19 protein-coding genes are annotated in these 22,163 nt (G+C 58.4%); 15 read left to right on the forward strand and 4 right to left on the reverse strand.

Annotation, left to right across the window (positions count from 1 at the left end; genetic code table 11):
* The first annotated feature begins 5 nt into the window (after nucleotides 1–5).
* Genes ychF through mnmH form a run of 3 tightly spaced genes read left to right on the forward strand, consistent with a single transcriptional unit; the run spans nucleotide 6 to nucleotide 3,081 of the window.
* Nucleotides 6–1,097: a redox-regulated ATPase YchF gene (ychF, locus tag RAN89_RS05835; RefSeq protein WP_313868671.1), complete on the forward strand. Its 1,092-nt coding sequence runs from the start codon at nucleotides 6–8 to the stop codon at nucleotides 1,095–1,097.
* Between the two features lie 22 nt (nucleotides 1,098–1,119).
* On the forward strand, nucleotides 1,120–2,016 hold the full coding sequence (locus RAN89_RS05840; RefSeq protein ID WP_313868672.1) for a DMT family transporter: 897 nt from the start codon (nucleotides 1,120–1,122) through the stop codon (nucleotides 2,014–2,016).
* Between the two features lie 12 nt (nucleotides 2,017–2,028).
* Nucleotides 2,029–3,081, forward strand: coding sequence for a tRNA 2-selenouridine(34) synthase MnmH (gene mnmH / locus RAN89_RS05845; protein WP_313868673.1), 1,053 nt, complete (start codon nucleotides 2,029–2,031; stop codon nucleotides 3,079–3,081).
* A gap of 1 nt (nucleotide 3,082) precedes the next feature.
* Here the strand turns inward: mnmH and RAN89_RS05850 are convergent, their stop codons facing one another.
* Complete coding sequence (locus RAN89_RS05850) at nucleotides 3,083–3,556, reverse strand: YqaA family protein (RefSeq protein ID WP_313868674.1); 474 nt, start codon at nucleotides 3,554–3,556, stop codon at nucleotides 3,083–3,085.
* A gap of 148 nt (nucleotides 3,557–3,704) precedes the next feature.
* On the opposite strand from RAN89_RS05850, the gene dusB reads away from it, so the two are divergent.
* The 4 genes from dusB (at nucleotide 3,705) to RAN89_RS05870 (ending at nucleotide 7,482) form a co-directional block, all read left to right on the forward strand.
* The gene (dusB, locus tag RAN89_RS05855; RefSeq protein WP_313868675.1) at nucleotides 3,705–4,757 is read left to right on the forward strand and encodes a tRNA dihydrouridine synthase DusB; all 1,053 of its coding nucleotides are present in this window, start codon (nucleotides 3,705–3,707) and stop codon (nucleotides 4,755–4,757) included.
* Nucleotides 4,754–4,990 (forward strand): Fis family transcriptional regulator, encoded by a 237-nt coding sequence (locus RAN89_RS05860; RefSeq protein WP_087496349.1) that lies wholly within the window; start codon nucleotides 4,754–4,756, stop codon nucleotides 4,988–4,990. Before dusB ends, RAN89_RS05860 begins: the two co-directional genes overlap by 4 nt.
* Before the next feature lie 72 nt (nucleotides 4,991–5,062).
* Nucleotides 5,063–6,694 (forward strand): bifunctional phosphoribosylaminoimidazolecarboxamide formyltransferase/IMP cyclohydrolase, encoded by a 1,632-nt coding sequence (gene purH / locus RAN89_RS05865; RefSeq protein WP_313868676.1) that lies wholly within the window; start codon nucleotides 5,063–5,065, stop codon nucleotides 6,692–6,694.
* Nucleotides 6,695–6,888: 194 nt separating this feature from the next.
* Nucleotides 6,889–7,482 (forward strand): SIS domain-containing protein, encoded by a 594-nt coding sequence (locus tag RAN89_RS05870; protein WP_313868677.1) that lies wholly within the window; start codon nucleotides 6,889–6,891, stop codon nucleotides 7,480–7,482.
* A gap of 81 nt (nucleotides 7,483–7,563) precedes the next feature.
* On the opposite strand, the gene hemL is transcribed toward RAN89_RS05870, so the two are convergent.
* Nucleotides 7,564–8,865: a glutamate-1-semialdehyde 2,1-aminomutase gene (gene hemL / locus RAN89_RS05875; RefSeq protein ID WP_313868678.1), complete on the reverse strand. Its 1,302-nt coding sequence runs from the start codon at nucleotides 8,863–8,865 to the stop codon at nucleotides 7,564–7,566.
* A 14-nt stretch (nucleotides 8,866–8,879) separates the two neighbouring features.
* Nucleotides 8,880–9,803, reverse strand: coding sequence for a bifunctional hydroxymethylpyrimidine kinase/phosphomethylpyrimidine kinase (thiD, locus tag RAN89_RS05880; RefSeq protein WP_313868679.1), 924 nt, complete (start codon nucleotides 9,801–9,803; stop codon nucleotides 8,880–8,882).
* Between the two features lie 141 nt (nucleotides 9,804–9,944).
* Between thiD and RAN89_RS05885 the strand changes: the two genes are divergently transcribed.
* From RAN89_RS05885 to RAN89_RS05910, 6 genes are all read left to right on the forward strand, one after another.
* The gene (locus RAN89_RS05885) at nucleotides 9,945–10,097 is read left to right on the forward strand and encodes a rubredoxin (protein ID WP_250644829.1); all 153 of its coding nucleotides are present in this window, start codon (nucleotides 9,945–9,947) and stop codon (nucleotides 10,095–10,097) included.
* A 71-nt stretch (nucleotides 10,098–10,168) separates the two neighbouring features.
* Complete coding sequence (locus RAN89_RS05890) at nucleotides 10,169–10,561, forward strand: response regulator (protein WP_313869350.1); 393 nt, start codon at nucleotides 10,169–10,171, stop codon at nucleotides 10,559–10,561.
* Entirely contained in the window at nucleotides 10,561–10,926 is a 366-nt protein-coding gene (locus tag RAN89_RS05895; protein WP_313868680.1) for a response regulator, read from the forward strand. Before RAN89_RS05890 ends, RAN89_RS05895 begins: the two co-directional genes overlap by 1 nt.
* Nucleotides 10,927–10,937: 11 nt before the next feature.
* Nucleotides 10,938–11,468 (forward strand): chemotaxis protein CheW, encoded by a 531-nt coding sequence (locus RAN89_RS05900; protein WP_313868681.1) that lies wholly within the window; start codon nucleotides 10,938–10,940, stop codon nucleotides 11,466–11,468.
* A gap of 20 nt (nucleotides 11,469–11,488) precedes the next feature.
* The gene (locus RAN89_RS05905) at nucleotides 11,489–13,750 is read left to right on the forward strand and encodes a methyl-accepting chemotaxis protein (protein ID WP_313868682.1); all 2,262 of its coding nucleotides are present in this window, start codon (nucleotides 11,489–11,491) and stop codon (nucleotides 13,748–13,750) included.
* A gap of 52 nt (nucleotides 13,751–13,802) precedes the next feature.
* Entirely contained in the window at nucleotides 13,803–19,649 is a 5,847-nt protein-coding gene (locus tag RAN89_RS05910; RefSeq protein WP_313868683.1) for a hybrid sensor histidine kinase/response regulator, read from the forward strand.
* Here the strand turns inward: RAN89_RS05910 and RAN89_RS05915 are convergent.
* Complete coding sequence (locus RAN89_RS05915) at nucleotides 19,622–21,118, reverse strand: cryptochrome/photolyase family protein (protein ID WP_313868684.1); 1,497 nt, start codon at nucleotides 21,116–21,118, stop codon at nucleotides 19,622–19,624. The two genes, RAN89_RS05910 and RAN89_RS05915, sit on opposite strands and share 28 nt — an antisense overlap.
* A gap of 21 nt (nucleotides 21,119–21,139) precedes the next feature.
* Between RAN89_RS05915 and RAN89_RS05920 the strand changes: the two genes are divergently transcribed.
* Entirely contained in the window at nucleotides 21,140–21,739 is a 600-nt protein-coding gene (locus RAN89_RS05920; protein ID WP_313868685.1) for a YqgE/AlgH family protein, read from the forward strand.
* A complete protein-coding gene (gene ruvX, locus RAN89_RS05925) occupies nucleotides 21,736–22,149 on the forward strand; it encodes a Holliday junction resolvase RuvX (protein ID WP_313868686.1) in 414 nt (137 codons plus the stop codon). Before RAN89_RS05920 ends, ruvX begins: the two co-directional genes overlap by 4 nt.
* Nucleotides 22,150–22,163 lie beyond the last annotated feature (14 nt).

Consider the following 22,163-nt stretch of genomic DNA (forward strand, 5'->3'; position numbering starts at 1 on the left):
TTGTTATGAGTTTGAAGTGTGGCATTGTAGGCCTGCCCAACGTGGGCAAAAGTACCCTTTTTAACGCCTTGACCAAGGCGGGCATTGCTGCAGAAAACTACCCGTTTTGCACGATCGAGCCCAACGTGGGCGTAGTGGAAGTGCCTGATCCGCGCCTGCAACAATTGGCGGACATCATCACCCCCGAGCGCATTGTTCCTGCCATCGTGGAGTTTGTGGACATTGCCGGCTTGGTGGCTGGCGCCAGCACCGGCGAAGGCTTGGGCAACAAGTTCCTGGCGCATATCCGCGAAACCGACGCCACCATCAATGTGGTCCGCTGCTTCGAGGACGACAACGTCATTCACGTGGCGGGCAAGGTGGACCCGATCGCCGACATCGAAGTTATCCAGACCGAGCTGTGCCTGGCGGACTTGGGGGCTGTGGAAAAAGCCCTGCAGCGCCACACCAAAGTGGCCCGTTCCGGGGATAAGGACGCGCAAAAGCTGGTGTCCATTCTGGAGCGTTGCCAGGCTGCCCTGAACGAAGCCAAGCCAGTGCGCACGATTGATTTCAGCAAAGAAGAGCTGCCTTTGTTGAAACAGTTCTTCCTGATCACGGCCAAGCCCGCCATGTTTGTGGCGAACGTGTCGGAAGACGGTTTCGAGAACAACCCGCTGTTGGACCGTCTGACGGCTTTTGCCAAGGCACAAGGTGCCCCCGTAGTGGCCATTTGCGCCAAGATGGAAGCTGAACTCTCTGAAATGGATGATGCAGACCGCCTGGAGTTCTTGAAAGAACTGGGCCAGACCGAACCGGGCTTGAACCGCCTGATCCGTTCTGCTTACAGCTTGTTGGGTCTGCAAACCTATTTCACCGCGGGCGTGAAAGAGGTGCGCGCTTGGACCATCCATGTGGGCGACACCGGTCCTCAGGCTGCGGGCGTGATCCACACGGACTTCGAGAAGGGCTACATCCGTGCCCAAACCATCGCGTTTGACGACTTCATTGCGTTCAAGGGCGAGCAGGGAGCCAAGGATGCCGGCAAGATGCGCGCCGAAGGCAAGGAATACGTCGTCAAGGATGGCGACGTGATGAACTTCCTGTTCAGTTCCTGATGCATCTTTTCACGGACATCATGTGACCCTGTCGTATGACTGGTTGGCCCTGGGAGCAGCGGCCTGCTGGGCCCTCACCGGGCTGATTTCCGCTCCGCAAGCGCGCCATTTGGGCGCGTTTGCGTTTACGCGCTGGCGCATGGGGCTGGTCTTTGTCATGTTGGCTCCAGTCGTTCTCTTCAATGGCGCGTGGCACAGCATTTCAGGGGCCCAAGCCTTGGTCTTGATTGCCAGTGGTCTCATAGGCATTTTTGTGGGTGACACCGCCCTGTTTGCCTCCATGAACCGTTTGGGCCCCCGGCGCACGGGCGTATTGTTTGCCACGCATGCGCTCTTTAGCGCGCTGCTGGGCTTTTGGGTGCTGGAGGAACGCATGGGCACTCAAGCAATATTGGGCGGAGCCTTGGTAGTGGGCGGCGTGATGACGGCCATTGCGCTGGGGTCGCGCAAGGACGAGTCGCATGCGTTGGAGCAGATCCGTGGCCACGTGCCTTCGGGTGTGGCATTGGGGCTGGTCGCAGCGCTGTGCCAGGCCACCGGGTCCCTGATTGCCAAACCGGTGATGGCGTCCGGGGTCGACCCGGTGGCTGCCACTGTGCTTCGCGTAGGCGCCACCTGTGCGGCCCATCTGGCGCTGTTATGGGGCGGGGCCCAGGTGGCTCGCACTCAGAGCCCTTTGTCTTGGCCCGTGGTGGGAAAAGTGGCGCTGAGCGGGATGATCGGTATGGGGCTGGGCATGAGCCTGATCCTGCTGGCCCTTCAGCATGGCAATGTCGGCATGGTCGGGATTTTGTCTTCCGTGTCGCCGGTGCTGGTGCTACCGTTGCTGTGGTGGCACCTCAGACGGGCTCCTGCAAAGGGCGCTTGGTGGGGGGCAGGGCTCACGGTGGTGGGCACGATTCTGGTTCTGGTCCGTTAAAGGAAACATTGCGTGACTTCCGTCAACCACACCTTCGCCGATATCGCCCAATTGGGCAGTTTCGATGCCGTGATCGATGCACGCTCTCCGGGTGAGTTTGCGTTGGACCATATTCCCGGTGCGATCAACTGCCCCGTGTTGGATGACGAAGAACGCATCCGGGTGGGTACGCTGTACAAACAAGTGTCTCCGTTTGAAGCCCGCAAGGTAGGCGCGGTATTGGTGGCGCGCAATGTGGCGCGCCACATTGAGACGCTGTTTGCGGCACATCCCAAGTCCTGGCGTCCCTTGGTGTACTGCTGGCGTGGAGGGCAGCGCAGTGGTTCGTTCACCCATATCCTCAATGAAGTGGGTTGGACGGCACGGCGTCTGAGCGGCGGCTACAAATCCTGGCGCCATCATGTGCTGAGTGAGCTGGAGCTTGTGCCGGCCCGATTCGATTTCCGGGTGCTGGCAGGGCCCACCGGTTCCGGTAAAACCAAGGTTCTTGAATCGCTGGAAGCACTAGGCGAGCAGGTTTTGAACCTGGAAGCCATTGCCGCCCACAAAGGCTCTGTGCTTGGAGGACTGCCGGATCAGGCTCAGCCATCGCAAAAAATGTTCGAGACCCGGGTGTTACACACTTTGTCCGCTTTTGATCCGGCACGCCCGGTGTATGTGGAGGCAGAAAGCAAACGCATTGGTTTGTTGCGCCTGCCAGATGCAGTTTACGAGCGCATACAGCAGGGCCAATGGATGGGACTGCATGTGCCGGTCCGTGCGCGCGTGCGGTTCTTGCTGCAGGACTACGCCTATTTCGTGCACAGCCCGGTATTGGTGGCGCAATTGGAGCGCTTGGGTGCGACCTGCGGCAAGGCCCAAGTGGAAGCGTGGAAGGGCTTGATTGCGAACGGGCACTACGAAGAACTGGTGGAGGACCTTCTCGTCAGGCACTACGACCGCTACTACGACCGATCCATGCAGCAACTGCATTCCGTTGAGGCCCAGGGGAATGCTTTGGGCACAGATGATGTAAGTGACGCCGGGTTCATGGAATTGGCTCGCCGTATCGCAGAGCGGAAGTAAATCACCAGAGTGATATCAACCCGATGGCACCGGCTGTCATCGTGATGTAGCGCAGGCATTTGCCCACCGCCATGTAGGCCACGCATTGCCAGAAAGGCAATTTGAGCCAGCCGGCCACCGCGCATAGCGGGTCGCCTACGATGGGCAGCCAAGCCAGCAAGCAGGCCTTGGGCCCCATGCGGCGGAGCCAGTGCAGAGCCCGCGCGTGGCTGGAGGAGCCGCCAAATTTGTCAGCGACATCGCAGGCTGCCTTGCCCATCCACCAGGTGATCGCACCTCCCAGGGTGTTGCCCACGGTCGCGACGGCAATGACAGGCCAGAACATGTCGGGATGCAGGTGCACCAGGCCCAGCACTACCGGTTCCGAGCCCATGGGCAGCAAGGTGGCCGATATCAGCGAGACGGCGAACACAGTGCTCAGGCTGTACTCGGGTAACGCAAGCAGGTGCAAAAAGTGGGTGAGCCAGACGTCCATGGTGAGCCCAGTATAGGGAGCCCGCCATAGTTTCTCGGCATCCGGGCGGCATTTCAATTGCTGAAATATTGAGCAGTTAGAATACCCATCAGGCCCGCGGCAGTGCGGGCCTTCACGCTTTTTACCGCCTCCCGCTCCCACACTACCCATGCAAATCGGCCCATTCGCTTTGGCGAATCACCTCTTTGTCGCCCCCATGGCTGGGGTGACTGACAGGCCTTTCCGCCAGTTGTGCAAAAAGCTGGGTGCCGGGTATGCGGTGAGCGAAATGGTGACTTCGCGCAAGGATTTGTGGAACAGCCTCAAGACCTCGCGCCGCGCGAACCATGATGGTGAACCCGGCCCGATTGCGGTGCAGATTGCCGGCACCGAGGCGGCCATGATGGCCGAGGCCGCCGTTTACAACATCGACCGGGGCGCGCAGATCATCGACATCAACATGGGTTGCCCCGCCAAAAAGGTGTGCAACAAGTGGGCGGGCTCCGCCCTCATGCAGGACGAGCAACTCGCCATCGAGATCGTGGACGCCGTGGTCAAAGCCTGCGCACCGCGCAATGTACCGGTGACTTTGAAGATGCGCACCGGCTGGTGCCAGACCGAGAAGAATGCGGTGGTGCTGGCCCGCGCTGCCGAGGCCGCAGGCGTGCAGATGGTGACAGTGCATGGCCGTACCCGCGAGCAGGGCTACAAAGGCGCGGCGGAATACGACACCATTGCCGCCGTCAAAGCGGCCTTGCGCATTCCGGTGGTGGCCAATGGCGACGTCACCAGCCCCGAGAAGGCGCGTGACGTGCTGGCCGCCACGGGCGCAGACGCCATCATGATCGGCCGTGCGGCCCAAGGCTACCCGTGGATATTCCGGGAGGTGGCGCACTTTCTGGCCACTGGCACACACCTTGCACCACCGCTGGTGAGTGAGGTGAAAAAGCTGTTGGTCGAGCACCTCTACGACCATTACAGCCTGTACGACGAATTCATAGGCGTGCGCTCGGCGCGCAAGCACATCGGCTGGTACCTGCAGGATTTGCCGGGTGGCGAAGACTTCCGGCAGCGCATGAACCTGTTGGAAGACAGCGCTTCTCAGGTCGCGGCGGTGGAAACGTATTTGGATGAGTTGAATGAAAAAATGGACCGCATTCCCGCCCGGGAACTCGCAAGTGGTCAGGCAAGGGGACATGATATGATGGAATTGGCAGCATGAGCAAGAAGCACTTGGATGAGTGCGTGCGCACCAGTCTGGAATCGTATTTCGCGGATCTGGATGGCACGGAGCCCGGTGGCATGTACGACATGCTGGTTCGGGCGGTAGAGAAACCCTTGCTCGAAGTGGTGATGGCGCAGGCGGACAACAACCAGTCCAAAGCCGCCCAATGGTTGGGCTTGAACCGCAACACGCTGCGCAAAAAATTGGTAGAGCACAAGTTGCTCTCGTGAGTGTCCCCACCGGCTCCCGCCATGGTGCGGGTGTCCGGTGAAACGTTTTCTGGTTTTACTTTACCCCGCACTATGAACGCACAAAAAACTGCACTGTTGTCGGTCTCCGACAAGACCGGCATCGTCGAACTCGCCCAGGCGTTGCACGCCCAAGGCGTCAAGCTCCTGTCCACCGGTGGCACCGCCAAGCTGCTGGCCGACAAAGGTCTGCCCGTGACTGAAGTGGCAGAGATGACCGGCTTCCCCGAAATGCTGGACGGCCGGGTGAAGACCCTGCACCCCCGCGTGCACGGTGGCTTGCTGGCTCGTCGCGACTTCCCCACCCACATGGCGGCGCTCGCCGAGCACAACATCAACACCATCGACTTCCTCGTCGTGAACCTGTATCCGTTTGAAGCGACCGTGGCCAAGGCTGATTGCACGCTGGAAGACGCGATAGAGAACATCGACATCGGCGGCCCCGCCATGGTGCGCAGCGCTGCCAAGAACTGGAAAGACGTGGCGGTGCTGACCGACGCAGCCCAGTACGACGCCGTGATTGCCGAACTCAAAGCCAATGGCGTGGTGAGCGACAAGACCAAGCTGGGCCTGTCCATCGCGGCGTTCAACCGCATCAGCCAGTACGACGGCGCCATCAGTGACTACTTGTCCGCTATCCAGATCGGCGACGCTGTGCCTGCAGGCGACAAGGCTCCTGTGCTCGACCTGTTCCCCGGCCAGAGCAACGGCCGCTTCGTCAAAGTGCAAGACCTGCGCTATGGTGAAAACAGCCACCAGCAAGCCGCGCTGTACCGCGATTTGATTCCTGCCCCCGGCTCGCTGGTGACTGCCAAGCAGTTGCAGGGTAAAGAGCTAAGCTACAACAACATTGCCGATGCAGATGCAGCCTGGGAATGTGTAAAGAGCTTTGATACGCCAGCCTGCGTGATCGTTAAGCATGCTAACCCCTGTGGCGTGGCCGTGGGCGCGAATGCCTTGGAAGCCTACAGCAAGGCCTTCCAGACCGACCCCACTAGCGCGTTCGGCGGCATCATTGCCCTGAACACCGAGCTGGACGAAGCTGGTGCTCAGCAAATCTCCAAGCAATTTGTGGAAGTGTTGATGGCCCCTAGCTTCACAGCCGCAGCGCTGGAAGTGTTCAAGTCCAAGGTCAATGTGCGCATTCTGCAAATCGATTTGCCCGCGCCCTTGGGCGCTGTCCAAGCCAGCGGGGCGTCAGCGTGGGACCAGGGCCGCAACCTGATGGACATGAAGCGCATCGGCTCCGGCATCCTGCTGCAAACGGCCGATAACCATGAGCTGGCGCTGAGCGATCTGAAAGTCGTAACGATCAAGCAGCCTACTGCTGAAGAGCTGAACGACCTGCTGTTCGCTTGGAAAGTGGCCAAGTACGTCAAGTCCAATGCCATCGTCTTCTGCAAGGGCGGCATGACTATGGGCGTGGGCGCCGGCCAGATGAGCCGCTTGGACTCTGCCCGCATTGCTTCCATCAAGGCCGGCCACGCCAATTTGTCCTTGGCTGGCACGGTGGTGGCGAGCGATGCGTTCTTCCCCTTCCGCGATGGCTTGGATGTGGTGGTAGATCACGGCGCAACCTGCGTCATTCAGCCCGGCGGCTCCATGCGCGACCAGGAAGTGATTGACGCGGCCAACGAGCGCGGCGTGTCCATGGTGTTCAGCGGCGTGCGCCACTTCCGCCACTAATCCCTCGACTTTGGATGCAAGTGCAAAAGCCGCCTGAGGGCGGCTTTTTTGTGTCAAATCATGCGCTGGCACTCATGGAATTTGCGCGAGCAGCTATGAATTCAGTAGCGACTGCTGCTTCTTTGCAATCTTGGTATCTGGGCTTGTTCTGCAGTTGTTCCGGACACAGGAGGGTTTGCGCGAAAATGGGTCCCATGCAAAACCACATCACCTCCAGCCTGCAAGAGGCGCACACCGCACTGACCAAGCTGCTGGCCAACCCGGCAGCCTTGGCCACTATCGAGCAGGCAGCCCAACTGCTAATCTCCACTTTTGAGAGCCACGGGCGGGTGTACTCTTGCGGCAACGGCGGCTCCATGTGCGATGCCATGCACTTTGCCGAAGAACTGACCGGCCGCTACCGCAAAGACCGCAAATCGCTGGGCGCGACAGCCATCAGCGACGCCGGCCACCTGACCTGTGTGGGCAATGACCATGGCTACGAGCAAGTGTTCGCCCGCTATGTCGAAGGCCACGGCCGCCCTGGCGATTGCCTGGTGGCGCTCAGCACCAGTGGCACCAGCAAGAATGTGATCAAGGCCGCCGAGGCGGCCAAGGCACTGGGCATGAAGGTCATCATCCTCAGCGGCAAGCGCAGCGAAAAGCTGGAGCCCCTGAGCGATGTGTATATCTGCACCCCCGGTGGCACGTATGCAGACCGCGTGCAGGAGCTGCACATCAAGGTGCTGCACATCCTGATTGAGCTGATCGAGCGCCACTTCTTTCCAGAGAACTACGTCGGCGAGTGAGCGCATAGTCCACCCCACCATAAAACAAGGGCGGGAAGCCAAATCGACTTCCAGCCCTTGTTTTATTTGCGCGAGCAGCTTCTATTTTGATAGCAATTTGAATACGTCACCTGCTGCAGCGACCGTCTCTGCAATGTCGGCATCTGTGTGTGCTGCGCTCATGAAGCCTGCTTCATAGAGCGCCGGGGCGATGTACACACCGCGGTCCAGCAGGCCGTGGAACAGGGTGTTGAAGCGTGCGTTGTCGGTGGTCATGACCTTGGCGTAGTTTTGCGGCAGTTCTTTGAAGAAGAAAAAGCCGAACATGCCGCCCTCAGAGTCGCCGCAGAAGTCGATTCCCGCTTTGTCGGCTTCTGCTTGCAGGCCGCTGATCAGGGACTGTGTTTTGCGGCCCAGGTCTTCGTAGAAGCCGGGTTTGCTGATTTCTGCCAGCGTTGCCAATCCGCAAGCGGTAGCCACCGGGTTGCCGGACAAAGTGCCGGCTTGGTACACCGGGCCCAAGGGGGCCAGCTGCTCCATGACCGCGCGCTTGCCGCCAAAGGCTGCCAAGGGCATGCCGCCGCCGATCACCTTGCCCATGACCGTCATGTCGGGCTCAAATCCGGGAATGCTGCGTGCATAGACCTGCTGGGCGCTGCCGGGTGCGACGCGAAAACCCGTCATCACTTCGTCAAACACAAACAAGGCGCCGTATTCCGTGCACAGCTCGCTGCAGCGTTTGATGAAGGGCACGCTGGCGCGCACGAAATTCATGTTGCCGGCAATCGGCTCAATCATCACGCAGGCCAGCTCTTTGCCGTGCAGGGCAAAAGCTTCTTCGAGTTGCTGGATGTTGTTGTACTCCAGCACCAGGGTGTGCTGCACCACTTCGGGCGGCACACCGGCGCTGGTGGGGTTCCCGAAGGTGGCCAATCCGGAACCGGCTTTGACCAGCAGCGCATCGGCATGACCGTGGTAGCAGCCTTCAAACTTCAAAATCTTGCTCCGGCCAGTCGCGCCGCGGGCAAGGCGGATGGCGCTCATGCCGGCCTCGGTGCCGCTACTGACCAGTCGCACCATGTCCATGCTGGGCACCAGCGCCAGGATGGCTTCGGCCAGTTCCACTTCGCGCTCCGTGGGGGCCCCAAAAGAGAAGCCGTCCAGCGCTGCTTTTTGTACCGCCTCCAACACTGCAGGGTGACCGTGGCCCAGGATCATGGGACCCCATGATCCGATGTAGTCGATGTAGCGCTTGCCGTCGGCGTCCCAAAAGTAGGCGCCTTGCGCACGTTGCACAAAACGCGGGGTGCCGCCTACGGCTTTGAATGCGCGCACAGGGGAGTTCACGCCACCGGGAATCACGCGTTTGGCGCGCTCGAAAAGTTCTAAGTTACGGTCTGTCACAAAATTTCTGCCAGTTAGTGTCGGGTGGAATTGGGGGGGACTTCGAAGTCGGTTTCTACAGAGGACAACGCGCCGTCTTCTTCGTCGTCACTTTCGGGTTGTGCCCAGAACAGGCGGTCAGGAAGTACATGTCCCATGCCCGGGCGAAAGCCGTTTTCCAGGCAGCGATCGAGGTAGCTCAGCGCTTCGGTTACGGCTTCGTTCAGTTCTGTGCCGCTGGCGATTAGTGCTGCCAAGGCCGCAGATAGCGTGTCGCCTGCGCCCGTGAAGATGGCTTCAAAGCGCTCAAATTTTTCGCTACAGAGCACCGCAGTCGGTGAGGCAAGCACGTTGTCGATGAATTGGTCGGGCAAGGGTATGCCGGTGACCAAGGTGTAGGGCACGCCGAATGCGTTGGCTGCTTTCGCAATGTCGCGGGCAGAGGGGCTTTTTTCGGACTCCCAGTCGGGCAGTAGCCAGCGGGAAAGCGTGCTGTGGTTTCCTACCAACAATGTCGTCTGAGGCAAAAGTAACTCTGTGCAAGCGTCTTGATACAAGTCGATCTTGTCCTCCTCCCACCAGGATAGGTCCGGCATGTAGGCCACCAAAGGGACATCGGAATAGTCCGACGCCATTTCAGCGATGGCTGAGAGGTTCTCGGGCGTACCCACAAAACCGACCTTGAAAACCTGTGCGGGCACGTCCTCCAGGATGACGCGCGCTTGCTCGGTGACGGCCTCGTCATCGAAGGGAAAGTGGTCCACGATCTCAGTGGTGTCGCGCACGTAGGCGCCGGTGACTACCGGCAAGGCATGTGCTCCAACAGATGCAATGGCCGTCAAGTCGGCTGCCGTGCCAGCGCCGCCGCTGGGGTCGTTGGCGTTGAATGCCATGACGCAGGCCGAGGGCCCATCATCACCGATGGCATCTTCGATTTTCGGGGAGGGTGTTGCCGACATCTAGAGGCCTTTATTAGGGTAAGTCATCGTGCAGAATGGCGTTCTTTCGTCGGGCGGCGGTCTTTTGGTCAGAACCCGCTCTATACAATCGTTGCATTCTATTTGAAGGCCCTATAAGCTGTGACTGATACTAAAACTTGGATGTGTTTGATTTGCGGTTGGATTTATGACGAAGTCGCAGGCGCGCCTGACCACGGCATCGCACCCGGCACTTTGTGGGCAGACGTTCCTATGAACTGGACATGCCCTGAATGTGGTGCCCGCAAAGAAGATTTCGAAATGGTGCAGATCTGAAGCACCACGCCAGGTGTGGAATTTGCATGTCACAACTTTCCATGTGAACACTGGAGCCTAGCCCTTTGAGTATGACCGCCCCCACCTTTAAAGTCCTGGTGATTGACGACAGCAACACCATACGGCGTAGCGCGGAAATCTTTCTCAAGCAGGGCGGGCATGAAGTCTTGCTTGCTGAGGACGGGTTTGATGCTTTGGCCAAAGTCAATGATTACCAGCCGCACATGATCTTCTGCGACATCCTGATGCCGCGCTTGGATGGTTACCAGACCTGCGCCATCATCAAACGCAACGCCAAATTTTCCGGGGTGCCTGTCGTGATGCTGTCTTCCAAGGATGGCGTCTTTGACAAAGCGCGCGGCCGCATGGTGGGCGCGCAAGATTACCTCACCAAACCATTCACCAAAGACCAATTGCTGCAGGCTGTACAGCAATTCGGTGCTGCATTGCAAGGAGCCGCCTGATGCCTATTCAAAAAGTACTGATCGTTGACGATTCCAAAACGGAGCTCCTTTACCTGACAGAGATTCTGCAGAAAAATGGATATGCCGTCCGTGCGGCAGAGAACGCCGATGAAGCTTTCAAGCGTTTGGCTGAAGAAAAGCCCCAGTTGATCTTGATGGACGTGGTGATGCCCGGCCAGAACGGCTTTCAGCTGACCCGCGCCATTAACCGCACCCCCGAATATGCAGACATCCCCATCATCATGTGCACCAGCAAGAGCTTGGAGACGGACAGGGTCTGGGGTATGCGTCAAGGTGCCAAGGACTACATCACCAAGCCGGTCGATGCATCCGAATTGCTGGCCAAGATCAAGGCACTGGGTTAACACAGCGCCCCATGGCCAATAGAGAAGCACTTCGAGAATTACAGGCCCGGCTCGCCAGCCGGTTACAGGCTGCTCGTGCCGAGGGCATGTCGGTCGCATGGCTTGCGGTGCAGGCTGCGGGCCGTAAATATCTTTTCCCACTCAGCCAATCCGGCGAAATTGTTCCTCTCACCCATGTTCAGCCGGTTCCCTATGCGGTGAATTGGTTCAAGGGGGTGGTGAACATCCGCGGGGGCTTGTTCGGCGTGGTGGATCTCGCCTCTTTCATGTCGGCGGAAACCGGGGAGTCAATTCAGAACTCTCCTGCCTCCGAGCCCAGTGTCGTGACGCTGAATGCGGCTTTGGATGTGAACTGTGCGTTGCAGGTGGATGCTTTGTCCGGCCTGCGGGGTGTAGATGCATTTACCCAATCGCACGGCCCAGCAGAAGGGTCACCTGCATTCTTTGGCAATGTTTTTGTCGACAGTGCTGGAGAAGCTTGGCAAGAAATCAATTTGCGTATTCTTTCTCAGTCCCCACAGTTTTTGAGCATCAGCGCTTAGTTCATCCGTAAGGTCCCACCATGTCCGTCGTCGATCAATTGAAAAATCTTTTTTCCAAGAAGCAGCCTGAATCGGAGCTGGACTCGCGCCTGAGCCTCGCGATGCCTGATGCGACGGTCAACAGTGCCGAACAAGAAACAATGCAAGAGTCGCAGAATGCACCTCTTCAAGCTCCGGCACCGAGTTTGGCGGACGAGCCAACGGTAACCGAGGGGGATTTGATTTCAATCCCCATCCTGGGGCGGCGTACCGTGGTGCAGCACCAGCGTACGTTGTTCGTGCTGCTGGGGGCCGCTTTGGTGGTGTTGGCAGGCGTCACGTTTTATGCACTGAACCAATCTGATCGCGTTGCGCAGCAGTTGGGTGCTACGGGCCAGTCTTTGATGCAGTCACAGCGATTGGCGAAATCAGTGTCTCAGGCGGTGGTGGGAAGTGCGCAGGCGTTCCCGGACGTGTCGGACAGCTCGGGCATTCTGTCCAAATCTGTCAAAGGTTTGCAATCTGGTGATGACGAGATGCGGATCAACGCTTTGAGTGAAGATTACGCTCCCGAGCTTGGCAAAGTGATTCCCTTGGTCGAGCGTGCTGACAAGAACGCCAAAGCCGTTATTGCTCAGCAGAAGATGCTCACCCAGATCGGGTCTGCCTTGCGTTTGATTAACCGGCAGTCCTCCGATCTATTGGAAGTGGCAGAGACCATTGCTTCCCTCAAGTTGCAACAGAACGCCCCCGCCGCTGAAATCTCTGCAGTTGGCCAGTTGGTGATGCTGACCCAGCGCATCGGCAAGTCGTCCAATGAGTTCTTGACTGCAGAAGGCGTGAGTCCCGAAGCTGTGTTCTTGCTTGGTAAAGACTTGAACACATTCAAGGAAATCTCAGAAGCGCTTCTTTCCGGTAGCACCGAGTTGCGTTTGACTGCCACCAAAGATGCTGCGACCCGTGAGCAACTTGAAGCCCTGATCAAGATGTACGAGGAAACCCGCGTGCAGGCAGGCGCTATTCTGGGCAACTTGCAAGGCTTGGTTTCTGCGCGTGAAGCGCAAGGCGCAATCATTGCAGACAGCGAACCCCTGCGCCGTAACTTGGAGGACTTGCAGGCCAAGCTCTCAGGTCAAGCTGGTATCGGTGGGGCTTCTTTGGCTTTGTTGGTGGTTGCCGCGTTGTTCGCTTTGGTTTGTGCTGGCGGTTTGTCTTACGTGCAGTTGCAAGACAGCCGTAAACGCCAGGTGGTTGCGGAAGACCAGCGATTGGAAGCGGAGCGTCAGGAGCAGGAAGCCAAGCGTGTCAATGACGCCAACCAGGCTGCGATTTTGCGACTGATGAACGAATTGCAAACCGTTGCGGAGGGTGACCTGACCCAGGAAGCCACGGTGACCGAGGACATTACCGGCGCTATTGCCGACTCGGTGAACTACACGGTGGAAGAGTTGCGCTCGCTGGTGTCCAACGTACAGAACACGGCCGCCCGAGTTGCCCAAACAACCGCAGATGTGGATGCGACCTCCACCGAGCTGCTTGCTGCCTCCAACGAGCAACTGCACGAGATTCGTGAAACCGGCAAGTCCGTTTTGGATATGGCCGGTCGCATTAATGAGGTGTCTGCTCAAGCGCAAGAGTCTGCGGCAGTGGCCCGTCAGTCGCTCCAGGCGGCGGAGTCCGGTTTGCAGGCGGTACAAAATGCGATCGGCGGTATGAACTCCATCCGTGACCAGATCCAGGAAACCTCCAAGCGCATCAAACGACTGGGTGAGTCTTCCCAAGAGATTGGTGAAATTACCGAGCTGATTTCCGACATTACCGAACAGACCAACGTTCTGGCGTTGAATGCCGCTATCCAGGCAGCGTCTGCCGGTGAAGCCGGCCGTGGCTTCTCGGTGGTGGCGGAGGAAGTGCAACGCTTGGCTGAGCGCTCTGCCGACGCGACGCGCCAGATTGCCGCACTGGTGAAAGCCATTCAGACGGATACCCAAGATGCTATCGGCGCTATGGAGCGCTCCACACAAGGTGTGGTGGAAGGAGCCAAGCTGTCCGATAACGCCGGTACTGCACTGACAGAGATTGACCGGGTGTCCCGCCAAGTGGCGGATCTGATTGAACAGATTTCGAACGCAGCCTCCCGTGAGGCGGGTCTTGCCAACGTGGTGGCTGACAACATCCAGCACATTTTCGCGGTGACAGAGCAAACCGGAGAAGGTACCCGTGCCACTGCGAATCAGGTGCGGGAACTGTCCCGCATGGCCGAAGAGTTGCGTCAGTCGGTATCCCGATTCAAGATTTCCTGATCGCGCCTTGCCGCTATCGATTGCCCCGTGATTTCCTGGAGAGTCTGAACCCATGTCGTCAAACCTTGTCGCTCCCGGAGACAATGAGCTTTCAATCACCGACCTAGGGCCATTGGCTTGGGTTTTGGATGAGCTACGCAAGTCGCTGGATGGTGCAACCAAAGCGATGCGTCGTTTTGTTCGCGACGCCGAGCTGGCACGTGGATCAGACCTGACAGACCTGGATGCCAGCCATTTGCGGATCGCTCGTCAGCAATTGCACCAAGCGGTAGGTGCGCTGGAGATGGTCGGCTTGGAAGCACCCGCGAAGTTTCTGCGGGCTATGGAATCTTTGGCCCAGCGCTTTGTGCAGCGGCCCGAGCAGTGCAGTGATGAGGCTGCCAACTGTATGGAGCGGGCAAGTTTCGCGCTGACCGAATACCTCGATGGCGTCTTGAAAGGCAAATCCGCGTCTTCTGTTGCCTTGTTTCCTCAATACAAAACCCTGATGGAATTGGCGGGCGCAGAGCGTATTCACCCTGCGGATCTGTGGCCTCCGGCTTGGCAATGGGTGTCCATTGCCGTGCCGGAAGGAACTGAACCTCGGGAAATTGGTCCTGATGTACGCCGCGAGATGGATCACGCAGTTTTGCGTCTTGTGAAGTACGGCGACGACAAGGCGGCCAGACGCTTGCAGTCAATCAGCCTTGGCTTGGCGGCTTCCGCGCACTCCAGTGAAGAGCGGACATTCTGGATGGTAAGTGCTGCCTATTTCGAAGGCACGGCACTGCATTTGTTTGAGGGGGATGTCTACACCAAACGCGCTGCATCCCGCATTCTTCAGCAGTATGTTGCCTTGGCCAAGGGGCAGCATTCGGTGTCAGAGCGCTTGGCGCAAGACATCGTTTTCTTTTGCTCCCGTGCAATTCCGTCCGAAGCCTCAGATGCTCCCGTCCTGGCGGCTGTGCGAAAAGCGTATGGATTAAGCCGAGCCAAACCGGTTGACTATGTCCATGAGCAATTCGGCCGTTTTGACCCGGCGATGCTGGTGCTGGCTCGCAAGCGGATTGCTTCTGCGGCAGAAACTTGGTCCGCGCTTGCCGGGGGAGATGTCAACCGATTGAAACCTGCGGCAGAGCAGTTTGCAGCGGTTGCGGATGCGGTCACCAAATTGCACGCCGAAAGCGGTGAATTGGCCAAAGCATTGTCACGTGCCATTGAGGCCACTGCACGCACTGGTGCAGCTCCATCGCCAGCGGTCGCGATGGAAGTTGCAACCTCTGTCCTGTATCTTGAGGCGGCTTACGAAGATCTTGATCCTACTGACAACCAGATGGCAGATCGTAGCGCTCGATTGGCGCAGCGACTGCAACACGTGACGGACGGAGGCGAACCAGAGCCACTTGAGGCGTGGATGGAGGAGCTGTATCGCCGTGTCAGCGACCGCCAGACCATGGGCAGTGTCGTCGATGAGTTACGGACTACGCTTGCTGAAGTCGAGAAATCATTGGACCAGTTTTTCCGGGACCCCCGCGACAAAGGTCCTTTGCGCGAGGTGCCCAGTCAGCTGGCGCAAATGCGTGGCGTTTTTTCTGTGTTGGGGCTGGATCAACCTTCGATCGCGGCACTCCGCATGCGTGCAAGCGTTGAGCAGTTCCTCGTTGACGATGTGGATGAGGTCAGCGCGCGCAGTGGCATTTTCGAGAAGCTCGGGAACAGCTTGGGTGCGATGGGCTTTCTCATTGACATGCTCAGCTATCAGCGCACTCTGGCCAAAACGTTGTTTGTCTATGATGAAGAGCTTGCGGAGTTCAAGCCTCTGATGGGCCGTGAGCGGAACGTATTGCCGGAGGCGGTTGCGCCTTCTTCAGATGGCATAGAGGACGACATGGCCGCATTGGCCGCCTTGACGGGCCAATCCCAGCCTGAGACCAGTGGCAATGCTGAAAAGACACAACCGGTTGCGACACCCGCAGAGCCCTTGCAGGAAGAAGACGATGACAGCGCTGAGTTGCTGGATATTTTCCTGGATGAGGCTCGCGAGGTTGTCGCCCGTGGTCGGGACGCCATTGCTGCTCTGAAGCTGGATCCAACCAATCTTGCAGATCAAACCACACTTCGCCGCGCATTCCACACCCTGAAGGGGAGCTCGCGCATGGTGGGCTTGAATGAATTTGGCGAGGCAGCTTGGTCGTTCGAGCAACTTCTCAATACATCGCTGGCAGAACAGCGTCCCGCTAGCGAAGCACTGATTGCAACCTCAACTGAGGCAATGACTGCATTTGAGCGCTGGGTACGAGACATTGAATCCGGTGACGCAAGTGCATGGAGCGCAGCGGAGTTCCGCAAAACCTCTGATGCATTGCGTTTGCACGATCAATGGGTGCCTTTGGTGGTGCCTTTGGAAACTCCGGTGGCGGAGCTTGAGGCGACGGAGGACGTAGCCCAAGAGGTCCATGAACCGCTGTCCGTCGTGGAAGAAATACCTGCGACGGATGCGCACGAAATCAGCAATGTGGATTTTGCTGCGACGGAGATCGGAGCGCCTGAAATGCTGGAAACCGTCTCGGTGCGGGATTTCGAACCCACCCAGTTGCCCGACGAGCTCGAACTTTCATCGACGGAGCCGTCGGAGCACGCAGGCTTTGCCGCGACCCAAATGTTTGACTTTGCCCAAACGACAGCTTTGGACACACATTCTCCAAATGTGGGAGTGTCTTCCAAGGCTGACTTGGAGCCGGAAGAGTTGGATTTGGGCGATTTTAATTTTGGTGACTTTGAGCCACCCGCAAAAACCGAGCTTGCGCCTCTGGAAACCCGTTTGGCGGAGATGTACGTCGAAGAGCCGCTGCCCCAAGCTGACTTGATACCGGTGGACGAGCCGGAGTCTGGTGGGTCTGCGTTGGTGCTCGAGTTTCCGGAGCCGCTGGCGCCTGTATCGCAGCCGCAAGTGGAGGAGGTCGCAAGTGGCGATGTGGACGATGGCATGAAGGTCATCGGACCCCTGCGCATGAGCATTCCGCTCTACAACGTTTATCTCAACGAGGCTGACGAGTGGTCGCGTCGCTTGCAAACGGAGCTGGGTGAATGGGCGATGGAACTTGGCCACCCCGTCCCGGACTCTGTGATTTCTTTGGCGCACTCTCTCTTGGGCAGTTCTGCGACAGTGGGCTTTATGGCGCTCTCCAACATGGCCAAGGCACTGGAGCAAGCCCTGCAGCACGTGCAGTTGCACCGCCAAGTGGAGAGTGCACATGCAGCCGTGTTTTGCGATGCCGCCGAGGACATACGGCGCTTGCTGCACCAATTTGCTGCCGGCTTTGTGAAGGAGGCCGATTCCGAGGTGCTGCACTCCTTGCAGGTCATCATTGATACCGAGTTTCCTGCCCCAGTGATGGAAGAGTCCTCCATCAATGAGGAGGATGACCAGGCCTTCCCTGAGCCTTTGGGTGCGACTGATGGTGCCGCTGTCTTGGTCCAAGAGGCGCTCAATATCGATGTGCCCGACGTTTTGCCTGCCGTCGTGGCAGAGGCCGCGCCACTTGTCGTGCTGGATGAGCAGGATGACGATCTGGATGCCGAAGACCATTTGGATGCGGACTTGCTCCCAATTTTTGAAGAAGAGGCTACAGAGCTCATGCCTCAATTGGGCTCTGCTTTGCGCCAGTGGGTTGCGAGGCCGGACAACCTCGGTGCCCGTAGCGAAGTGCTGCGCTTGTTGCACACCTTGAAGGGTAGTGCGCGCTTGGCCGGTGCCATGCGCATGGGTGAAATGGGCCACCGCATGGAGTCGTCCATCGAGCAGCTTGGAGCTGAGGGGCTGCAATCCATCCAATTGGAGCCCTTGCTGGGCCGCTTTGATGCGCTGCAAGCCGCCTTCGCTTCGCTTGGCAAATTGCCGGAGGTTGATGCCGGCGTTGCGTCAGACCTGCAAACTCCAGTGCCACTGGAAGCGGTGCCTGCAACGAATAGCGTGCCTGCTGTCGCGCCATTGCCGAAGGCGCTGCCGGCGATTCAAGCCCCGGCTATGGCCATGCCGCGGGCTCAAGGTAATCAATCGGTGCGAGTTCGCTCCCAATTACTGGATCGCTTGGTCAATCAAGCCGGTGAAGTCATGATCACGCGCTCCCGGATGGATGAGCGCTTGACCCAATTGAGAGCCTCCCTCGGTGAACTCACCGGAAACCTGGATCGATTGCGTCAGCAATTGCGAGACGTCGAGTTGCAAGCTGAGTCCCAAATGCAATCGCGTTTGGCGCAAACCAAGGATTCCGCTCAGGCGTTTGACCCATTGGAATTCGACCGTTTCACCCGTGTGCAGGAGCTGACGCGCATGATGGCGGAGTCGGTCAACGACGTCGCTACGGTTCAACGTAACTTGCAGCGCTCCGTGGAAGGTACGGAAGACGATCTGATTGCACAAGGTCGGCAAGCCCGCGAACTGCAAAAGGACTTGTTGCGAACCCGTATGGTGGAGTTTGACGGAATCTCTGACCGTCTCTATGGCGTTGTTCGGCAAGCCTCGAAAGATGCAGGCAAACAGGTCAAGTTGGATATCTCTGGTGGCGCCATTGAAATTGACCGTGGCGTGCTGGACCGGATGGCACCGGCGTTTGAGCATTTGCTGCGCAACGCGGTGGCACACGGCATCGAGTCGCCGGCTGACCGGTCTGCCGCAGGTAAGGCGGCTTCGGGCAACATCACCGTCGAGGTTCATCAGGAAAGTAACGATGTGACCGTGAGCTTCACGGACGATGGTGCCGGACTGCACTTGGATCGCATCCGTGCAAAAGCAGAGGCCAAAGGGTTGATTGGCGTTGGAGATTCCTTGAGCGATGCAGATGCCGCCAACTTGATCTTCATGCCAGGTTTCTCTACGGCTGACGAAGTCACGGAGCTCTCAGGCCGTGGAATCGGCATGGATGTGGTGAGGGCAGAGGTCCATGCCTTGGGCGGACGTATCGAAACCCAGACTCAGGCGAACGCCGGTACAACCTTCAAATTGGTGCTCCCTCTGACGACCGCTGTGACACAGGTGGTGATCTTGCGCATGGGCGAGTTCTCCATCGGTGTACCCGCCAACATTATGGAAACCGTCCTGCGCGTTCCCGCTGCCCAGCTGGATACAGCGTATGCCCAGCAAGCATTCCGCATCGGTGAAGAACAGGTTCCTTTCTTCTGGGGAGGCGCCTTGTTGCAGGTCTCTGCCAAGAGCACGGACGCGGGTGGCAAAACCTTGCCGGTGGCCATCTTCCGCAGTGCGGGACAGCGCCTCGCGGTGCACATTGACGAAGTCTTGGGCAACCGCGAAGTGGTGGTGAAGAACCTCGGTCCGCAACTTGCACGTTTGCCGGGTCTGGCGGGCATGTCCGTGCTAGCGTCGGGTGCCGTAGTGTTGATCTACAACCCCGTGGCTCTGGCATCCGTGTACGGTGACCTAGCCCGTGGGCTTGGAACTGAAGCTACCCCAGTAAATGCATTGTTGGAAACAACCTCCGATGCACCGGCAAAAGCCGCTGCAACGGCCGCGTCTGGAACCCAGCTGCCCTTGGTGTTGGTGGTAGATGACTCCATCACCGTCCGACGTGTGACCCAGCGTTTGCTCAAGCGTGAAGGCTACCGGGTAGCTCTGGCCAACGATGGGCTGCAGGCACTGGAAAAGCTGCAGGAAGAAATTCCTGCAGTCGTTCTGTCCGATATCGAAATGCCCCGCATGGATGGCTTCGACTTGGCTCGCAACATCCGCGCAGATGCCAAGCTGCAAGGACTGCCCATCATCATGATCACCTCTCGCATCGCAGAGAAACATCGTGAGCACGCCCGTGAATTGGGCGTGGACCATTACCTTGGCAAGCCCTACTCGGAAGACGAATTGCTTGGTTTGGTGCGGGGCTACTGCTCCGTTGCAGTCCCCGCCTGATCTGTTGATTTTTTGAGGAAGCCATAGCGCGCGAGCGTGCGTGCTCTGGCTTTCGCGTGATCAACAACAGGCGAAGGGTAGTTGCTGCCTATCTGAACTCCCGCAGCTGCCAACTCCATCGGTTTCGCGAGCCAAGGCGCATGGATGGCCTTGTCAGAAAGGCCAGCAAGTTGCGGCAAGTAGCGCTTGATGAACTTTCCTTGCCCGTCAAACTTTTCGCTCTGGGTCACGGGGTTGAAAATCCGGAAATAGGGTTGCGCATCGCATCCGCTGGAGGCTACCCATTGCCAACCACCATTGTTGGCAGACAGGTCAAAATCGTTGAGCTTGAGAGCGAAGTACTTCTCGCCCCAGCGCCAATCCAAGCCAAGGTGCTTCACCAAAAAGCTGCCCGCCACCATGCGCAGACGGTTGTGCATGTAGCCTGTCTGGTTGAGCTGAGCCATGGCCGCATCAACAATCGGGTAGCCGGTTTTCCCTTCGCACCACGCCTCAAATAACGCCTCAGCTTCCTCGCCTTGCTCCCAGGCAATGGCATCGTATTCAGGCTTGAATGCCTGCGTTGCCACGTGTGGAAAGTTTGCCAAGATCTGAAAGTAAAAGTCCCGCCAAGCGAGCTCTGCCAACCATACCGAGGCCCCCTCGCTCCCGGTGCGCACCCGCTGTAGGGCGAGGTTCACTAGCTTGCGGATAGATACGGTGCCAAATCGCAAATGGACTCCCAGATAGCTAGGGCCCTTCACGCTGGGGAAATTGCGGGCTTCGCTGTACCGGTCCATGCGCCCCACAAAGTCCTGCAGCATCGCTTCGCCCGCAGCACTGCCGCCATGCATGCCAAGCGCTCGCAGGTTAGTGGCTTCGAACCCTAAGTCCGCCAACGAGGGCAATGGCTGGGCAAGGGCGTCCGGCGCAACAGACAGTACCGCGTTGCCACGACCGACGTCATGGCCTGGTACCAGCTCCATACCTATCCGCGCCAGCCAAGCGCGGTGATAGGGAGTGAAGACTCCGTAAGGCTTGCCGGTCTGGGTCAATACTTCCCGTTCCTCAAAAATGACTTGGTCTTTCACCAAAACGAGCTGCTTGCCCTCAGCCAAAAGCTGCTGCTGCACCGCAGTGTCGCGGGTTACGGCGGCGGGTTCGTAATCACGGGCTGCGAATACGGCACTCGCCTGCAGCTGTTTGGAGAGCTCCGGAATGGCAGACTGCGCCACATCGTGCAAAGTGATCAGCGTGCGGGAAGCATGTCCTCGCAAGGCCTGCAATGAAGACTCTAATGCCGTGACAGACTCTTGAATGAATTCCACCCGGCGGTCCTGGCGCGGAAGCTTGTCCAGAATGGCTTTGTCATACACGAAAACACAGTAAACGGTGTCGCAGCAAGCCAATGCGCGTGACAGTGCCGCGTTGTCGTCGGTGCGCAGGTCGCGCCGAAACCAAACCAGCCCGGTAGAGAAGTGAGATTGCATGTCAACCGTTAAAATCAAACAATGTCCGGCGATTCTGCACCTTTCAATCTCACCAATCATTTCCTGATCGCAATGCCCGGACTGGACGATGCCATGTTCGGCAAAAGCGTGGTGTATGTGTGCGAACACTCCGCGCGCGGGGCTTTGGGCTTGGTCATTAACAAGCCAGCTGACATGCCGCTCCCGGCCCTTTTTGAAAAGATTGATCTGCCGCTGCATCGCGCAGACCTGATGGGGCAACGTGTTTTTCAGGGTGGTCCGGTACAAACCGAGCGTGGCTTTGTATTGCATGAGTCCGTGGTGGCTGAGGGCCAGGGCAGCGACGAGTCGCTGTACTCCTCCACCATGACCATTCCCGGCGGGCTGGAAATGACCACCTCCAAAGACGTGCTTGAAGCCTTGTCCATGGGCTCCGGCCCCAAGCGGGTACTGGTGTCTTTGGGCTACTCCGCGTGGGGCGAAGGTCAGTTGGAAACCGAGTTGGGTGAAAACAGCTGGCTGACAGTCGCTGCGGACCAGTCCTTGATTTTCGACACGCCGGTGGAGCAACGCTATGACCGGGCTTTGGGGCTCTTGGGCTTGGAATCCTGGATGATTTCGCAACAAGCGGGGCACGCATGAGCGACGCTACGCCCCTTGTGCCTCCCGCCTTCACCACCTTTATTGCATTTGATTTCGGCTTAAAGCGCACCGGGGTTGCCGTGGGCAACCGGCTGATGCGCACCGCGCAGCCGCAAGGCTCCATCCATGCCGAGGGTAATGCGCGCTTTGACGGTGTGGCTGCCAAGCTCAAAGAGTGGCAGCCCGACGCCATCGTGATCGGCGTGCCCTACCACCCCGATGGCGCGCCGCATGAAAACACCGCCCGCGCCAAAAAATTCGGGCGCCAGTTGCAAGGGCGATTCGGCCTGCTAGTGTTTGAGGTGGACGAGCGCTACAGCACCACCGAGGCGATTGCCAGCGGCGCCAAAGACGCCGATGCCATGTCAGCCTGCATTATTTTGGAACAATTTTTGAGGAGTCTGGAGTGACCACATTGACGAAC

Origin of the sequence: Rhodoferax mekongensis, from assembly GCF_032191775.1 — a bacterium.
Taxonomy (GTDB): domain Bacteria; phylum Pseudomonadota; class Gammaproteobacteria; order Burkholderiales; family Burkholderiaceae_C; genus Allorhodoferax; species Allorhodoferax mekongensis.

Coding starts and splice junctions, on each gene's coding strand:
- dusB (WP_313868675.1), top strand. CDS start 3,705: ATGCAAATCGGCCCATTCGCTTTGGCGAATCACCTCTTTGTCGCCCCC.
- RAN89_RS05900 (WP_313868681.1), top strand. CDS start 10,938: ATGGCCAATAGAGAAGCACTTCGAGAATTACAGGCCCGGCTCGCCAGC.
- RAN89_RS05870 (WP_313868677.1), top strand. CDS start 6,889: ATGCAAAACCACATCACCTCCAGCCTGCAAGAGGCGCACACCGCACTG.
- RAN89_RS05890 (WP_313869350.1), top strand. CDS start 10,169: ATGACCGCCCCCACCTTTAAAGTCCTGGTGATTGACGACAGCAACACC.
- RAN89_RS05905 (WP_313868682.1), top strand. CDS start 11,489: ATGTCCGTCGTCGATCAATTGAAAAATCTTTTTTCCAAGAAGCAGCCT.
- RAN89_RS05915 (WP_313868684.1), bottom strand. CDS start 21,118: ATGCAATCTCACTTCTCTACCGGGCTGGTTTGGTTTCGGCGCGACCTG.
- RAN89_RS05860 (WP_087496349.1), top strand. CDS start 4,754: ATGAGCAAGAAGCACTTGGATGAGTGCGTGCGCACCAGTCTGGAATCG.
- RAN89_RS05885 (WP_250644829.1), top strand. CDS start 9,945: ATGTGTTTGATTTGCGGTTGGATTTATGACGAAGTCGCAGGCGCGCCT.
- RAN89_RS05850 (WP_313868674.1), bottom strand. CDS start 3,556: ATGGACGTCTGGCTCACCCACTTTTTGCACCTGCTTGCGTTACCCGAG.
- ychF (WP_313868671.1), top strand. CDS start 6: ATGAGTTTGAAGTGTGGCATTGTAGGCCTGCCCAACGTGGGCAAAAGT.
- purH (WP_313868676.1), top strand. CDS start 5,063: ATGAACGCACAAAAAACTGCACTGTTGTCGGTCTCCGACAAGACCGGC.
- RAN89_RS05910 (WP_313868683.1), top strand. CDS start 13,803: ATGTCGTCAAACCTTGTCGCTCCCGGAGACAATGAGCTTTCAATCACC.
- thiD (WP_313868679.1), bottom strand. CDS start 9,803: ATGTCGGCAACACCCTCCCCGAAAATCGAAGATGCCATCGGTGATGAT.
- ruvX (WP_313868686.1), top strand. CDS start 21,736: ATGAGCGACGCTACGCCCCTTGTGCCTCCCGCCTTCACCACCTTTATT.
- RAN89_RS05920 (WP_313868685.1), top strand. CDS start 21,140: ATGTCCGGCGATTCTGCACCTTTCAATCTCACCAATCATTTCCTGATC.
- RAN89_RS05895 (WP_313868680.1), top strand. CDS start 10,561: ATGCCTATTCAAAAAGTACTGATCGTTGACGATTCCAAAACGGAGCTC.